The 14,454-nt window shown below is 70.0% G+C and carries 14 protein-coding genes; 1 reads left to right on the forward strand and 13 read right to left on the reverse strand.

Going from position 1 to position 14,454, the window contains the following annotated elements:
• The 12 genes from atpD to CGQ25_RS18455 form a co-directional block, all read right to left on the reverse strand.
• Positions 1 to 1,452 carry a F0F1 ATP synthase subunit beta gene (atpD, locus tag CGQ25_RS09645; RefSeq protein ID WP_208709187.1) on the reverse strand — a complete coding sequence of 484 codons (1,452 nt, stop codon included), beginning with the start codon at positions 1,450 to 1,452 and terminating at the stop codon, positions 1 to 3.
• Positions 1,453 to 1,519: 67 nt separating this feature from the next.
• Positions 1,520 to 2,410, reverse strand: a complete 891-nt coding sequence (locus CGQ25_RS09650) for a F0F1 ATP synthase subunit gamma (RefSeq protein WP_208709190.1) — start codon at positions 2,408 to 2,410, stop codon at positions 1,520 to 1,522.
• 77 nt (positions 2,411 to 2,487) lie between these two features.
• Positions 2,488 to 4,125, reverse strand: coding sequence for a F0F1 ATP synthase subunit alpha (gene atpA / locus CGQ25_RS09655; RefSeq protein ID WP_208709192.1), 1,638 nt, complete (start codon positions 4,123 to 4,125; stop codon positions 2,488 to 2,490).
• An 86-nt stretch (positions 4,126 to 4,211) separates the two neighbouring features.
• Positions 4,212 to 5,045, reverse strand: a complete 834-nt coding sequence (locus tag CGQ25_RS09660) for a F0F1 ATP synthase subunit delta (protein ID WP_208709194.1) — start codon at positions 5,043 to 5,045, stop codon at positions 4,212 to 4,214.
• Positions 5,045 to 5,596 (reverse strand): F0F1 ATP synthase subunit B, encoded by a 552-nt coding sequence (locus tag CGQ25_RS09665; RefSeq protein ID WP_208709196.1) that lies wholly within the window; start codon positions 5,594 to 5,596, stop codon positions 5,045 to 5,047. The genes CGQ25_RS09660 and CGQ25_RS09665 overlap by 1 nt, the downstream gene beginning before the upstream one ends.
• 53 nt (positions 5,597 to 5,649) lie before the next feature.
• Positions 5,650 to 5,853: an ATP synthase F0 subunit C gene (gene atpE, locus CGQ25_RS09670; protein WP_066498570.1), complete on the reverse strand. Its 204-nt coding sequence runs from the start codon at positions 5,851 to 5,853 to the stop codon at positions 5,650 to 5,652.
• Positions 5,854 to 5,922: 69 nt separating this feature from the next.
• Positions 5,923 to 6,720 (reverse strand): F0F1 ATP synthase subunit A, encoded by a 798-nt coding sequence (gene atpB, locus CGQ25_RS09675; RefSeq protein ID WP_208709198.1) that lies wholly within the window; start codon positions 6,718 to 6,720, stop codon positions 5,923 to 5,925.
• Positions 6,721 to 6,807: 87 nt separating this feature from the next.
• A complete protein-coding gene (locus CGQ25_RS09680) occupies positions 6,808 to 7,089 on the reverse strand; it encodes an AtpZ/AtpI family protein (protein ID WP_255405228.1) in 282 nt (93 codons plus the stop codon).
• Positions 7,082 to 7,561 carry a hypothetical protein gene (locus CGQ25_RS09685; protein WP_208709200.1) on the reverse strand — a complete coding sequence of 160 codons (480 nt, stop codon included), beginning with the start codon at positions 7,559 to 7,561 and terminating at the stop codon, positions 7,082 to 7,084. The genes CGQ25_RS09680 and CGQ25_RS09685 overlap by 8 nt, the downstream gene beginning before the upstream one ends.
• A 148-nt stretch (positions 7,562 to 7,709) precedes the next feature.
• Complete coding sequence (locus CGQ25_RS09690) at positions 7,710 to 8,726, reverse strand: glycosyltransferase family 4 protein (RefSeq protein WP_208709202.1); 1,017 nt, start codon at positions 8,724 to 8,726, stop codon at positions 7,710 to 7,712.
• The gene (locus tag CGQ25_RS09695) at positions 8,723 to 10,654 is read right to left on the reverse strand and encodes a nucleoside-diphosphate sugar epimerase/dehydratase (RefSeq protein ID WP_208709204.1); all 1,932 of its coding nucleotides are present in this window, start codon (positions 10,652 to 10,654) and stop codon (positions 8,723 to 8,725) included. Before CGQ25_RS09695 ends, CGQ25_RS09690 begins: the two co-directional genes overlap by 4 nt.
• 121 nt (positions 10,655 to 10,775) lie before the next feature.
• Positions 10,776 to 12,575: a glycosyltransferase gene (locus CGQ25_RS18455; RefSeq protein WP_208709206.1), complete on the reverse strand. Its 1,800-nt coding sequence runs from the start codon at positions 12,573 to 12,575 to the stop codon at positions 10,776 to 10,778.
• Positions 12,576 to 12,664: 89 nt separating this feature from the next.
• On the opposite strand from CGQ25_RS18455, the gene CGQ25_RS09705 reads away from it, so the two are divergent.
• The gene (locus tag CGQ25_RS09705; RefSeq protein WP_208709208.1) at positions 12,665 to 13,666 is read left to right on the forward strand and encodes an NAD(P)-dependent oxidoreductase; all 1,002 of its coding nucleotides are present in this window, start codon (positions 12,665 to 12,667) and stop codon (positions 13,664 to 13,666) included.
• Here CGQ25_RS09705 and CGQ25_RS09710 read toward each other — a convergent pair.
• Positions 13,663 to 14,439 (reverse strand): L-threonylcarbamoyladenylate synthase, encoded by a 777-nt coding sequence (locus CGQ25_RS09710; RefSeq protein ID WP_208709210.1) that lies wholly within the window; start codon positions 14,437 to 14,439, stop codon positions 13,663 to 13,665. The genes CGQ25_RS09705 and CGQ25_RS09710 overlap by 4 nt on opposite strands.
• Between the last annotated feature and the right edge of the window lie 15 nt (positions 14,440 to 14,454).

Genomic DNA, 14,454 nt, shown 5'->3' on the forward strand with positions numbered 1-14,454 from the left:
CTACTTGGTCTGCTCCTGGATCTTGGCCCAGTTGCGCTCGACGTCGTCGAGGCCGCCGACGTTGAAGAACGCCTGCTCGGCCACGTGGTCCAGCTCGCCGTCGCAGATCGCCTTGAAGCCCTCGATCGTGTCCTTAATGGAGACGGTCGAGCCCTCGACACCCGTGAACTGCTTCGCGGTGTAGGTGTTCTGCGAGAGGAACTGCTGGATGCGGCGCGCACGGGCCACGACGATCTTGTCCTCTTCGGAGAGCTCGTCGACGCCGAGGATCGCGATGATGTCCTGCAGCTCCTTGTTCTTCTGCAGGATCTGCTTCACGCGGACCGCGGTGTTGTAGTGGTCGTGCCCGATGTACTGCGGGTCCAGGATGCGCGACGTCGAGGTCAGCGGGTCCACGGCCGGGTAGAGGCCGCGCGAGGCGATCTCACGGGAGAGCTCGGTCGTCGCGTCCAGGTGCGCGAACGTCGTCGCCGGCGCCGGGTCGGTGTAGTCGTCCGCGGGGACGTAGATGGCCTGCATCGACGTGATCGAGTGGCCGCGCGTCGAGGTGATGCGCTCCTGGAGGAGGCCCATCTCGTCGGCGAGGTTCGGCTGGTAGCCGACGGCCGAGGGCATGCGGCCCAGCAGCGTCGACACCTCGGAACCCGCCTGCGTGAAGCGGAAGATGTTGTCGATGAAGAGCAGCACGTCCTGGTTCTGGACGTCGCGGAAGTACTCCGCCATCGTCAGAGCCGTGAGCGCGACGCGCAGGCGCGTTCCCGGCGGCTCGTCCATCTGGCCGAACACGAGCGCGGTGTCCTTGAGGACCCCTGCCTCGTCCATCTCGACCCAGAGGTCGTTGCCCTCGCGGGTGCGCTCCCCCACGCCGGCGAACACCGAGGTGCCGCCGAAGTTGCGCGCCACGCGGGTGATCATCTCCTGGATGAGGACGGTCTTGCCGACGCCGGCGCCGCCGAACAGGCCGATCTTGCCGCCCTTGATGTACGGCGTGAGGAGGTCGATGACCTTGATGCCGGTCTCGAGCATCTCGGTCGAGCCCTCGAGCTGGGCGAAGGACGGGGCCTTGCGGTGGATCGGCCAGTGGTCCGAGGCCTGGATCTCGGACTCGTCGACATCGAGCGGCTTGCCGAGGACGTTGAAGATGTGGCCCTTGACGCCGTCGCCGACCGGGACGGAGATCGGCGAGCCCGTGTCGGTGACCTTGGTGCCGCGCACGAGGCCGTCGGTCGCCTGCAGGGAGATGGCGCGGACGAGGTTGTCGCCGAGGTGCTGGGCGGTCTCGAAGGTGATCTCGCGCGTGTGGTCGCCGAGCGTGATCGTCGTGGTCAGCGCGTTGTAGATCTCCGGGATCGCGTCGGACGGGAACTCGACGTCGACAACCGGCCCGATCACGCGGGCAATGCGGCCCGTCGCGCCAGCGGTGGCAACCGCTTCAGAGGCAGTGGCAGTCATCTCTCTCACTTCTTTGCGTAGATGGCGTGGAATCAGTCTATGGGGTGGTGCCTGCGCAGCCGGCGGCTCAGGCGTTGAGGGCGTCCGCGCCCGCGATGATCTCGGTCAGCTCCTGCGTGATCTCCGCCTGGCGGGCGGTGTTGCGCAGACGCGTGTACTTCTTGATCAGCTCGGTCGCGTTGTCGCCGGCGTTCTTCATGGCCCGCTGGCGCGAGGCGAGCTCGCTCGCCGCCGACTGCAGCATGGCCGCGAAGATCCGCGACTCGATGTAGCGCGGCAGGAGCGCGTCGAGCACCTGCTCGGGCTCCGGCTCGAACTCGTACAGCGGAAGGAGGTCCTTCGCGTCTGCCGCGCTCTCCTCGACGACCTCGAGGGGAAGGAGGCGGACAACGGTCGGCTCCTGCACCACCATTGACTTGAACTGGGTGTAGACGACATGGATCTCGTCGACCCCGCCGTCCTCGTAGCGCGCAGCGAAGGCCTCCAGGAGGACCTTGCTGATCTCCTGCGCGGTCGCGAAATCGGGATTGTCGGTGCCACCGCTCCACACGCGCACGTAGTCGCGGTTGCGGAAGTCGAAGTAGGCCTGGCCCTTGCGGCCGACCAGGTAGGTGGCCACCTCCTTGCCCTCCTCGCGCAGCAGCTCGGCAAGCGACTCGGCCCGCTTGAGGATGCTCGCAGAGTAGGCACCGGCCTGGCCGCGGTCTGCCGTCAGAACCAGCACCGCCGCGCGCCGCACCTGAGCGGGCTCGGTGGTCAGCGGGTGGTCGATCTCGGACGAAGAGGAGACAGCAGAAACGGCGCGAGTAATGGCATTCGCGTACGGCAGGGAAGCGGCCACACGGGCGCGCGCCTTGCCGATGCGGGAGGTGGCAATCAGCTCCATCGCCTTGAACATCTTGCGCATCGACGTCGTCGATGCGATCTTCTGGCGGTAGACCCGGATCTGGGCTCCCATTCTTGTCCTTTCCTCACCCTTGCTGGCCGGACGGGCCGCGGCCGCTAGCCGCGGCCCGTCCGGTCAACAGCAGGGAATCAGCGCTTCTGCTTGACGATCTTTTCCTGGTTGACGTCGCCCTCCGCAAGAGCATCGTGCTCTTCGTGGCCGGCGCCCACCAGCTGGTTGTCGCCCTCGCCGAAGAAGCCCTTCTTGAACTCCGTCACCGCGGTCTTGAGGGCCTCGACGGTGTCGTCCTCGAGCTTGTTGGTCTGGGCCAGCGTCGTGAGGATCGAGGTCTTGCGCTTGAGGTAGTCGATGAAGTCTGCCTCGAAGCGGCGGACGTCCTCGACGGGGACATCGTCAAGGTAGCCGCGCGTGCCGGCCCAGATGGAGACGACCTGCTCCTCGACGGGGTACGGCGAGTACTGGCCCTGCTTGAGCAGCTCCATGAGGCGTGCGCCTCGCGTGAGCTGCTGGCGGGACGCGGCGTCGAGGTCGGACGCGAACATCGCGAACGCCTGCATGTCGCGGTACTGGGCCAGGTCGAGCTTCAGCGTGCCGGAGACCGACTTCATGGACTTCACCTGGGCGGCACCGCCGACGCGGGAGACCGAGATGCCGACGTCGACCGCCGGGCGCTGGTTCGCGTTGAACAGGTCCGACTGGAGGAAGATCTGGCCGTCGGTGATGGAGATGACGTTGGTCGGGATGTACGCCGAGACGTCGTTCGCCTTGGTCTCGATGATCGGCAGGCCGGTCATCGAGCCCGCACCGAGCTCGTCCGAGAGCTTCGCGCAGCGCTCGAGCAGGCGGGAGTGCAGGTAGAACACGTCGCCCGGGTACGCCTCGCGGCCCGGCGGGCGGCGGAGGAGGAGGGACACGGCGCGGTATGCCTCGGCCTGCTTCGAGAGGTCGTCGAAGATGATGAGGACGTGCTTGCCGCCGTACATCCAGTGCTGGCCGATGGCCGAGCCGGCGTACGGGGCGAGGTACTTGAAGCCAGCCGGGTCAGAGGCCGGCGAGGCCACGATCGTCGTGTACTCGAGGGCACCGTGGTCCTCGAGGGTCTGGCGCACGGCCGCGATCGTCGAGGCCTTCTGGCCGATGGCGACGTAGATGCAGCGCACCTGCTTCGTCGCGTCGCCCGAGGCCCAGTTCGCCTTCTGGTTGATGATCGTGTCGACCGCGATCGCGGTCTTGCCCGTCTGGCGGTCGCCGATGATGAGCTGACGCTGGCCGCGGCCGATCGGGATCATGGCATCGATCGCCTTGAGGCCCGTCTGCATCGGCTCGTGGACCGACTTGCGCTGGGTCACGCCCGGGGCCTGGAGCTCGAGCGCGCGGGTGCCCTCGGCGGCAATCGGGCCGAGGTCGTCGATCGGGGCGCCGAGGGGGTCGACCACGCGGCCGAGGAAGGCGTCGCCGACCGGCACGGAGAGGATCTGGCCGGTGCGGTGCACCTCTTGGCCCTCCTCGATCCCGCCGTAGTCGCCGAGGATGATGACGCCGATCTCGCGGACGTCGAGGTTCTGGGCGAGGCCGAGCGTTCCATCCTCGAAGCGGAGGAGCTCGTTCGCCATGACCGAGGGAAGGCCCTCGACACGGGCGATGCCGTCGCCAGCGGTGGTGACGCGGCCGACCTCGACGCGCTCAGCCGTCCCGGGCTCGTAGGAAGCCGCGAAATCGTTAAGCGCGCTGCGGACGTCGTCGGCGTTGATGGTCAGTTCGGCCATCTGCAGTCCCTGCTCTCTTGATTCTCATGGTCATCGTAAGAGGTCCTGCGATGACCGGATTGTCTGGTACGAAGTGTGCTGATGCCTCAGCGTGCCTGGCTGGCCAGCTGACGGCGCAGCTCGCCGAGCCGCGACACCGTCGAGGCATCGAGCACCTCGTCGCCGACCGTCACGCGGAGTCCGCCGACAAGCAGCGGGTCCACAGTCGTGTTCATCTTCAGCTCCCGCCCGTAGAGGCGGTTGAGCCCAGCCTGGAGCCGCTCAGCCTGCGACCCGGTGAGCGGGCGCGCGACGGCGACGTCGGCGATCCAGCGCTTCTGGCGGCCGGCCGCAAGGGCTGCGAACCTCTCGATCAGCTTCGCCGGCTTGAGCCCGCGCGGGGCGGCAGCCGCCTGGCCGATGAGGAGCTTGGCCTCCTCCGACGCCTGCGGCACGAGCCGGAGGGCGAGGGAACGCTTTGCCTCGGGGGAGGCCTGCTGCTCGGTCAGTGCATTCTGGAGCTCGTGGCTCTCCTCGACGGCGTGGTTGAACGCGAAGAGGTCATTCTGCAGCTTCTCCAGGCCGCTGAGTCCGCTCGCGGTCCCCGCGCCCTGCTCGGCCACGGCGATAGCCACGGTCGAGGCGAGGGTCTCGAGTGCATCGCTGACATCGCGGGCGTCGGCCCAGCGCGAGGCGGCCAGCTTGGCCGTGATCTCGACGGCGTCAGCGGACGCCTTGCCGTCCAGCAGGCTGTGCACGAGGTCCGACTTCTCCGAGCCCTCGCGGGACGGATCGGTCAGCGCCCGGCGGAGCCCGGCAGAGCCGTCAAGGACACCCACGATGCCGAAGAGCTCACGCGCCAGCGACAGCGACGCCGTCGGCAGCGTGGTCTCCAGGTCCGCGAGTGCGGCGGACAGCGATTCGCTCGATACTCCTGCCATTACTTCGCTGCACCTGCGTTCTGGGACTCCAGCTCGTCGAGGAAGCGGTCCACCACGCGGGCGGCGCGGGCATCGTCGTCGAGGGACTCTCCGACGATCCGGCCGGCCAGGGTCGTGGCCAGCGTGCCGACCTCGGCCCGCAGCGAGGCGACAGCCTGCTGGCGCTCGGCCTCGATCTGCACGTGGGCCTGCTCGGTGATGCGGTTGGCCTCGGCCGCGGCCTTCTCCTTGAGCTCGGCAAGGATCTGGGCACCCTCGGCACGGGCCTCCTCACGGATGCGGTTCGCCTCCGTGCGGGCATCGGTGAGCTGCTGCTTGTACTCCTCGAGGGCGGCAGAAGCCTCTGCCTGGGCCTTCTCGGCCTTGGCGATGCCACCCTCGATGGCCTCGGCGCGCTCCGCAAAGGTCTTCTCGAACGCCGGGACAACGAACTTGACCACGATGAAGAGAAGGACGGCGAAACCGACGGCGGTGACGAGCACCTCCCACCAGTTCGGCATGAGCGGGCTGCTCTGGCCTTCGGTGGCGGCGCGGACAATGATCTGATTCATGTGTTCCACCCCTCCTATCTACTCGGTACTGGCTGTGTGTGCCTCGTGCGAAATCAGAGCACGAAGGCGAACACGAGACCGAGGATCGCGAGCGCCTCGGTCAGCGCGAGGCCCAGGAACGCGATGGGCTGGAGGACGCGCTGCGCCTCCGGCTGGCGGGCGACGCCGTTGATGTACGCAGCAAAGACGAGACCCACGCCGATGGCACCGCCGATGGCGGAGAGACCATAGCCGACGAGGTTGAGGTTGCCGGTCATTGTGTTCCTTTCAGGTTGCCCAGCGGGCTTGTTTGAGTGATCGGTTCATCCCCCTTCGCGGGGGAATTCTCAGTGGGCGTCGGCGTGCAGCGCGCCCTGGATGTAGATCGCGGTCAGCAGCGTGAAGACGTAGGCCTGCAGGACCATGATCAGAGCTTCGAGCATGTACATGGCGATCGCGCCGACGAGCACGAGGAGCGAGGTCCCCTTCAGCAGCACGCTCTCCTGCGAAATGAGGAACGCGATGCCCGATCCTGCCAGCGCCACGACGAGGTGGCCGGCGAGCATGGTCGCGAAGAGACGGAGGCTGTGGGTCATCGGGCGGACGATGAAGTTCGAGATGATCTCGATCGGCACGACGATGGGGAGGATGAACCACGGCACGCCGGAGGGGACGATCGTGAGCTTGATGAACTTCGGGCCGAACTTGCGCAGGCCCACGCCGATCCAGATGACGTAGACGAGGGCGGCGAGGAAGTACGGGCTGCCGACGTGGGACATCGTCGGGAGCTGGAAGAACGGGATCGCGCCGTAGATGTTGTTCAGGAGGATGAAGAAGAACAGCGCGAAGAGCAGGGGCACGAACTTCATGAAGTCCTTGCCGCCGATGATGTCCTTGCCGATCGAGTTGCGCACGAAGCCGTACAGGTACTCGCCGGCGAACTGGAGCTTGCCCGGGACGAGCTGGCCCTTGCGCGCGGCTGCGAGGAAGAACCACGCAATGAAGACGACCGACAGGAGCACCAGGAGCATCTGCTTCGAGAAGCCCTCGGCCTCGCCCCACGGGAAGATGGCCGGGAGGTGCATGTCCTCGAGGGTTGGCGGGGTGAAGGCGCCGTCATCGGCCGGAAGCGTGAGCGGGGTCAACGCAATTCCTCTCTGCAGTGTCCATCGTCGGGCAGATGCTGGGGCGAGTGGCTTCGACCCCCACATGTGAAATTTTCGGGTGCTCCATCAGCTGTCGTCCTCCGGCGCACCGCCGTCTGCCGGTCCCTTCCGCCGCGGTGCGAGGAGGCCGTGCTTCATGGTCAGGTAGATGCCGCCGGCAATCCCCACCAGGGCGCCAGCGAGCACGAGCCAGCGTGTTTTCAGGAGATTGTCCAGCCCCCACCCTATCAAACTCCAGACAACGATCCCGCCAATGACGTAGCTGAAGACGGCCATGCCGGAGTTGTAGCCGCCGTCACCTTCGGGGGCGCCGGAGGCGCCTCCGGTGGGGTCCTCGCGGTCAGCCACGGGTGTCCTCCGTCCCGGAATCCCGGACGGGTGCGTCGTCGAAGATCTGCAGCCGGAGGCGGCTGAAGACGAACACCTCGACGGCCTGCCAGACGACCACCGTCACGATGCCCGAGGCACCGAACCAGGGTCCATCGATCCAGGCCGGCGTGCCGAGCCAGATCAGGAGCGCGGCGAAGCCGACGATCTTGAGCACGTACACGACGGCGAAGACGCCGATCGCCCCCGAAGGGTTGCGCCGCCCGGCGATGTGGCCGGCGAGCAGGCTCAGGGCGAAGAAGGCGATGACGACCGCCGCCGCGAAGAGGACACTGCCTGCAGCGCCCGCGCCGGAGGCGATGAGCGCCGCGGCCGCGAGGACGAGGGCAGCACCGGCAGACGCAGCCGTGCACTTGGCCGCGAGGCCGAGCCACGGTGATGCGGCGGCGGCCGGGGAACCGAAATCTCCCTCGGTGCGCGTCGCTCGTGTCATGTTCTGGTGCCATTCGTCGGCGGCCTGCATGTCAGGAGGCCGGCGGGGTTGGGGTGCAGTCCTATTCTACACGCCATAGAAGTCGGCCGGTCCCCGGCGGTCACCATGCGAGGTGGGGCAGGCCGCCGTCGTGCGCCGCGTGCGGCGGTCACCGCGCGAGGCGGACACGCAGCCAGAGCGGGGACGTCAGGTAGGCGATGACGACGGCGGCGGCGACCACCTGGGCGACGAGGCTGCCCGCCGGCGGGGCGGTCACGGCGTAGAAGCCCGCGAGCCCGGTCGCGACCGACGCGGCGGTGACGAGCAGCGCGACCTGGACGTGGCTGAGCCCGTTGTCGGTGAGCCGCTGGTAGACGTGCTCTCGGTGGGAGGCGTACCACCGCTTCCCTGCAGTGGCGCGGCGCAGCAAGGTCGTGAAGGTGTCCGCGAGGTAGATGAGCACCGGAGAGAAGACGTACTCGAGGCGCACTTCGGCGAGGAAGGCCGCGACCCCTGTCAGGGCGATTCCTGCGCCGAGGAGGTAGCTGCCGACATCGCCCATGAACATGGCGCCCCGCAGGATGTTCCACGGGAGGAAGCCGGCGAACGAGGCGGCAATCAGCACCCCGGCGGCGACGAGCCAGGCGTGCCCCGTCACGACGCCGGCCGCGGCGTAGAGCAGGCCGACCGCGACCCCGTGGAGGCCCGAGATGCCGTTGACCCCGTCCATGAAGTTCGCCACGTTGATGTAGGCCGCTACAGCGAGCGCGCCGAACGGAAGCCACCACAGGCCCTTGCCGGTCACGAGCAGGATGGCGAGCGTGCCGCCGAGGCCGACGGCGAGCTGGAGCGCGGCGCGGCTGCCGATGGAGAGTCCGCGCAGGTCCTCGGTCCATCCGACGACGGCGGCCGCGGTGGCCCCGGCGACGATGCACAGCGCGAGGCCGACGCCGTCGGACGCCGCACCGGTGGCCAGGGCCGACGCCCAGCCTGCGAGGAAGCCGGCGCCGATCGTGAGGCCGAGTCCCCGGACGGTCGGCCGGGTGTGGGACGAGCGCTCCCCGGGCAGGTCGATGACGCCGAGCCGGAAAAGGACCGGGCGGGCGAGCACGGGAAGCGCGGCACTCACGGCGAGGGCCACCAGTGCGGACACCAGGGCCGGCACGAGCGCAGCCGGCACGCTCATGGGGTGCCTGCCCGGCGGGTAGGCTCCGTCCCGGTGATCCGGGCGGCCCCGCTGATCCGCTCAGGGCTCGTGATCCGTTCCGGACCCGCCACCGGCTCGTGCGAGAGTTCGGTCTCCTCCTGGACCTGCGCCTCGAGCATGGCCTCCTCGCTCCGCTCGCACGTGGCGAGCCAGCGGTCGTAGTCGAGCTGGTCAGGGGCGATGCCGGCCGAGGCGGCGTGGGAGATCTTCGGGTGCAGGGGCCGCGCGTCGACGACGTCCGGATCGACGAGGTCCTCGTGCAGCTTCTCGGCGGGGCGCAGGCCCGTGTAGACGATCTCGATGTCCTTGCCGGACATGGCGATCATGCGCTGGGCGACGTCGAGGATCCGCACAGGCTCGCCCATGTCCAGGATGAGGACTTCTCCCCCGCTGCCGATCGCCCCGGCCTGGATGACGAGCTGGCACGCCTCCGGGATCGTCATGAAGAAGCGGGTGACCTCGGGGTGCGTCACGGTGACGGGACCGCCGTTGCGGATCTGCTCGGAGAACAGCGGCAGCATCGATCCGCGGCTGCCCATCACGTTGCCGAAGCGCACCGAGACGTACCGGCGGCCCGTGCGTCCGGCCATCCACGCGGTGAGCCGCTCGGCAACGCGCTTGGAGTGGCCGAGGACGGTCGTGGGCGCGGCGGCCTTGTCGGTGGAGATGTTCACGAATGCCTCGACGCCCACAGCCTCCGCCGCGCGCAGGACGTTGAGGGTGCCCAGCACGTTCGTCTTCCAGGCCTCGGCCGGGTACTGCTGCAGGAGGGGGGCGTGCTTGAGCGCCGCGGCGTGGAACACGACCTCCGGCCGGCGTTCGCGGAAGACCTCAGCCAGGGACCCGGCGTCCCGGATGCTCGCGAGCACGGTGTCCCGGCCGTCAAGCAGCCCGCGCCCGGTCATCGAGATCTGGGTGGCCTGGAGGGCGGTCTCATCGTGGTCCACCATGATCAGCTCGGCGGGGGCGAACGGGTGGATCTGGCGGCACAGCTCGGAGCCGATCGAACCTCCCGCGCCGGTCACGAGGACGCGCTTGCCGGTGATGTACCCGGCGATCTCCTCCACCTTGATGTCCACGGGGCGGCGGCCGATGAGGTCCTCGACGTCCACTTCGCGGAAGTCGGTAACGCTGTGGTCCCCGCCGCCGAGCATGTCCTTCAGCGGGGGCAGGACGAGGACCTTCACGCCGAGCCCGGCGACTCGGTCTGAGACTCCGCGGATGAACGCCGAGTCCGCGGCGGCGAAGGCGAGGATGAGCACCGTCGCCCGCGTGCGCCTGATGAGCTCGGGGAGGTCCTCTCCGGTGCCGATGACCTGGACCGAGGAGACGCGGAGGTGCTTCTTGGCGGGATCGTCGTCGACGAAGCCGGCGGGGAAGTACGGCGACGCCGGGTCCTGCATCATCCGCGTGACGAGGTTGGTCCCGAGGAAGCCGGCGCCGTAGATGAGCGCCTGCTGCGCATTCGCGCCGGGCTTCTGCTTGCTCTCGACGAACATGCGCTTGACGTAGCGGGTCGCCGCCATGAAGAGGGCAGCGAAGGGGAACGCGATGACGCCCGTGCTCCTCGGGATCTGGAGCGTGAAGCCGAGGAACGTGCTGAGCAGCACGAGGATCGTCGCGACGATGATGGTCACCGCGATGAGGAGCCTGGCCTCCTCGAAGGAGCCGAAGCTGTGGCGGCCCTGGTAGAGGGCCATGCTGAATCCCACGAGGGCCTGGCTGCCGATCGCCAGGAGGCTGAAGACCACGACCCCATTGGGGGCGAGGGTCTGCTCGGTCAGCTCGTAGCGCAGCACGACCGCCATGAGGATGGCCAGCGTCCATGCTCCGGCGTCGAGGGCGAACTGGATCCAGCGCCACAGCACCGGTCTGGGGGCCTCCGGCGGGATTGCGGACAAGCTCATCGGTATTTCAGTGACTCTCTTCTGGGGAGGGGGTGGCGGGAATCCGTCCCCCATGCGTGTCCAAGATACTCCGGTCGGCAGGGTGGACCGTGCGCGTGACGGCGTCTCGGCGGACCCGATGTCACCGCCTGGGCGCGACCATGCTCCGGTAGCGGCCAGCCCGCACCTGGGTGGGCAGCAGGCGGTAGGCCGCGCGCAGGGCGATGTTGCGGAACCACTGGCCGCCCGTGATGAAGCCGGCGGCGTGCAGCTGGCCCTGGACCACGAAGTCGCGCGCGAACGCGCCGAGGCCCCCGCGCCGCTCGTAGGCGCCGCCGGAGACCCGGTACCGCACGAGCGGCTCGGCAAGGTTCCGCACCGTGGCCCCCGCGGCCATCATGCGCGCCCACAGCCAGTAGTCCTCGGCCGCCGGCACGACCTGGTACCCGCCGACGGCCTCGGCCGCCGCGCGGCGGAAGACGGCGGTCGGGTGGCAGATCGGGTTCCGGAACGGCGCGGCGGAGCGGATCTCGGGCGACGAGGTCGGGACCGAGCGGGTGGCGAGGACGACCGCCTCGTCGTCGCCGATCTCCTCCATCGCGCTGCCCACGAGGTCCACGCCGCCCTCGATGACGGGCACCTGGGCGGCGAAGCGGTGCGGGACGGAGACGTCGTCGGCATCGGCCCGGGCCACGATCCCGTGGCGGCACTCGGTGAGGCCCCGCCCGAGCGCGGCCGTGATCCCGACGTTCTCGGGGAGGGCCACGACGCGCACGGAGGTGGCCGGGCCGGCGATCGCGGCGGCCTCGTCGATGGCGGCCTGCAGCTCGGGGCGCACGGGACCGTCCCTGACGATCACCGCTTCGGCGGGCGGGCGCTCCTGCTCGGCGGTGCTGGAGGCGAGGGCGCGCCGGAAGCGCTCGGGGGTGTCGCCGTCGTACACGGGCATGAGGAGGCTGAAGGGCTCCCCCGTCGCGAACTCCTCCGCCGGCGGCAGGTCAGGCACCGGGCGCAGCGGGTAGACGCCCGCGAGGACATCGGCGTTGGGGCGGGGGGCCCGCACGGCGTCGCGGGCGCCCCGGACCAGGCAGCCGGCGAGCGTGCGGCGGTCGGTGGACTTCGCGAATGTGCGCGCCCAGATCCTCGCTGTCGCGAACGTGAAGGCGAGTCGCTCCCACAGCGCGAGGGACCGGCCCCGCCCGTACAGCCAGAACCGGTTGCGGACCTCGTAGTAGAAGCGCGGGCCCGGGTCGACGTCGGTCGTGCCGAACTTCTTGGTGTGGTGGGTCACGACGGAGGCGGTGACCTGGACCGCGTCGTGGAACCGGGCGAGCCGGGTCGTGTACTCGAAGTCGTCGCCCCACAGGAAGTAGTCGGCAATCGGCAGGCCGAGCGCGCGGATGGCGTCACCCGAGAGGAAGCAGGAGACGAACGACGCGCTGCGGATGGCCTTGCCGCCGACCGCCGCGGCGCGGCGCCGCTGGGCCGGGGTCGCCGCGAACCACTCGTCCATGGTGTTCATCGGGTGCTCCCGCCCGTCGGTCCACTCGACGCGGCTGGCCATGACGGTCGGCCGGTGCTCGGGCGCGCGTGCATAGGTCTCCCACGCGTCGACCGCCGCCGCGAGCGTCTCTGCGTGCGGCTCCGTGTCGTCGTCCATGACCCAGACCAGGTCCGCGGCGTGGTCGAGCACGGCCCGCTCGATCCCGACCGTGAACCCCCCGGCGCCGCCGACGTTGGACTCCAGGCAGACGAGGTCGATGGCCAGCGGTGTCTGGAGGCTGCGCACGAAGTCTGCCGAGCCGTCGGAGGAGGCGTTGTCGACGACGACGACTGCGTCGGGGCGCCGGATGCCTCCGGCGATCCCCGCGAGGGTCTTCGCGAGCAGTTCGCGGCGGTTGAAGCTGACGACGACGGCGACGACGCGGGGCGTTGAGCTCATGCTGTGGGGGGACCTTCTCACGGCGGGGCGGGCACGTTCACGATACCTGCTTGACGGGGGCTCGCCCCGCGCGCCCCTACGATGGACCTATGGCTCACCACGGCACGCCCTCGGGGCGGGATACTGTCGCGCGCGAAATCCAGCGTCCGCACTGGTGGGTCTTCGGCTCGAACGGCTTCGTCGGCGGCGGCATCGTCGCAGAGCTCCGCGGCCGCGGCATCGAACCTGTCCGGGCGCGGGCATTGCGGCTCACGACCGCGGCGCGGGACACGGCCCGAGTCGTGGGCGACGCCGAGGCCTCGGCCAGCCTGCCGGACCTCGCCGCGCGCATCCCTGCCGGTGCGGTCGTCGTGAACGCCGCGGGCCTCGCCGCCCCTGATTCCTCCGACGACGACGCGCTCTACGGGGCGAATGCCCTGTGGCCGTCGGTCCTCGCGCTCGCGTGCGCCGAGGCCGGGGCCGCGCGGCTCGTGCACCTTTCGAGCGCCGCCGTGCAGGGATACCGTCCCGTCCTCGACGAATCGTGGGACGTGAGCCCCTTCTCGCCGTACTCGCGCTCGAAGGCGCTGGGCGAGGCCGCGCTCCGGGCCCTGCAGCCCCGGCTCCCCGAGGGGATGCTGAGCATCGTGCGCGCCACGAGCGTCCAGGGGGCCGGCCGGCGCACGACGGCGTCGTTCGCCCGCGTCGCCTCCTCGCCGCTCGCTTCGGTCGCCGGGGCCGGGGACGCGCCGTCGCCCGTGAGCTCGCTGCCGGCCCTGTCCCAGTTCGTCGTGGACGTGGGGCTCCGCCGCCCGGAGCAGACGGTGCTCCTGCAGCCGTGGGAGGGCCTGTCCGTGCGCGGGGCGCTCGCCGCGGCCGGCGGCCGCGAGCCTGCCCGGGTGCCGGCGTGGCTGTGCCGCGCCGCGGTCCGCACCGGGTTCGCCGTGTCGAAGGTCGCCGGAGAGTCCCTCCACGGCCCCGTGCGCAGGGCCGAGGTCATGTGGTTCGGCCAGGCGCAGGAATCCGGCTGGGCCGAGGCCAACGGCGTGCTGCCGACGCCCCGGGCCGAGCAGGTCCTGCGGCAGGCCGCCCCCGGCTCCGGGGAACGCTAGCCGGCGGCTTCCGCGGGCCCCGCCGTCGGGGCCTGTCGCTCGCGGGGCTCCTCGGCAACCGGCTCCGGCTCCTCGCCCAGGCCCAGGACGTCCGGGGCCACCTCGCGCAGGGCCGCGAGCGGGAGCGCTCCCTGGCGCACGACCCTCAGCCGCTCCCCCGTGCAGTCCACGATCGTGGAGGGGACGCCGCCCTGTCCTGCCGCGTCCGTGCCTCCGGCATCCGACCCGACCACCGGCCTGGAGCCGTCCTCGAGGTACACCTCGACACTCTCGGCGAGCTGCTCGCGGGCCTCGGCCGCGGTCTGGGCCGCGGCGTGCCCGGTGCGGTTCGCGCTCGAGACGGCGAGCGGGCCGGTGATGGTCAGGAGGGCCTGGGCCAGCTCGTCGTCCGGGATGCGGAGGGCGACCGTCCCCTTCGTCTCGCCGAGGTCCCACGTGAGGGACGGCTGCGCGTGGAGGATGAGCGTGAGCGGCCCGGGCCAGAACTTCTCCGCGAGGGCGCGTGCGGGCGCGGGAACCTCGGTCGCGAGGCCGTCCATCGTCTGCAGCCGCGGGATGAGCACGGGCGGCGGCATCGAACGGCCGCGGCCCTTCGCAGCGAGGAGCGTCGCGACCGCCTGGGCCGAGAACGCGTCCGCCGCGATGCCGTAGACCGTGTCGGTGGGCATCACGACGCACTGCTTCGCTGCGATCGCGCGCTGGGCGTGGGCAAGCCCTTCGGCGCGCTGTTCAGGGTCGGTGCAGTTGTAGCTCGTCGTCGTCACGGCGAACATTCTTCCACGCGCCCG

Source organism: Sinomonas sp. R1AF57 (assembly GCF_002224485.1).
GTDB lineage: Bacteria > Actinomycetota > Actinomycetes > Actinomycetales > Micrococcaceae > Sinomonas > Sinomonas flava.

Excerpts from the sequence above, each read along its gene's own strand:
- atpD (WP_208709187.1), bottom strand. The coding sequence starts at position 1,452 with ATGACTGCCACTGCCTCTGAAGCGGTTGCCACCGCTGGCGCGACGGGC.
- CGQ25_RS09650 (WP_208709190.1), bottom strand. The coding sequence starts at position 2,410 with ATGGGAGCCCAGATCCGGGTCTACCGCCAGAAGATCGCATCGACGACG.
- atpA (WP_208709192.1), bottom strand. The coding sequence starts at position 4,125 with ATGGCCGAACTGACCATCAACGCCGACGACGTCCGCAGCGCGCTTAAC.
- CGQ25_RS09660 (WP_208709194.1), bottom strand. The coding sequence starts at position 5,045 with ATGGCAGGAGTATCGAGCGAATCGCTGTCCGCCGCACTCGCGGACCTG.
- CGQ25_RS09665 (WP_208709196.1), bottom strand. The coding sequence starts at position 5,596 with ATGAATCAGATCATTGTCCGCGCCGCCACCGAAGGCCAGAGCAGCCCG.
- atpE (WP_066498570.1), bottom strand. The coding sequence starts at position 5,853 with ATGACCGGCAACCTCAACCTCGTCGGCTATGGTCTCTCCGCCATCGGC.
- CGQ25_RS09685 (WP_208709200.1), bottom strand. The coding sequence starts at position 7,561 with ATGACACGAGCGACGCGCACCGAGGGAGATTTCGGTTCCCCGGCCGCC.
- CGQ25_RS09690 (WP_208709202.1), bottom strand. The coding sequence starts at position 8,726 with ATGAGCGTGCCGGCTGCGCTCGTGCCGGCCCTGGTGTCCGCACTGGTG.
- CGQ25_RS09695 (WP_208709204.1), bottom strand. The coding sequence starts at position 10,654 with ATGAGCTTGTCCGCAATCCCGCCGGAGGCCCCCAGACCGGTGCTGTGG.
- CGQ25_RS18455 (WP_208709206.1), bottom strand. The coding sequence starts at position 12,575 with ATGAGCTCAACGCCCCGCGTCGTCGCCGTCGTCGTCAGCTTCAACCGC.
- CGQ25_RS09705 (WP_208709208.1), top strand. The coding sequence starts at position 12,665 with ATGGCTCACCACGGCACGCCCTCGGGGCGGGATACTGTCGCGCGCGAA.
- CGQ25_RS09710 (WP_208709210.1), bottom strand. The coding sequence starts at position 14,439 with ATGTTCGCCGTGACGACGACGAGCTACAACTGCACCGACCCTGAACAG.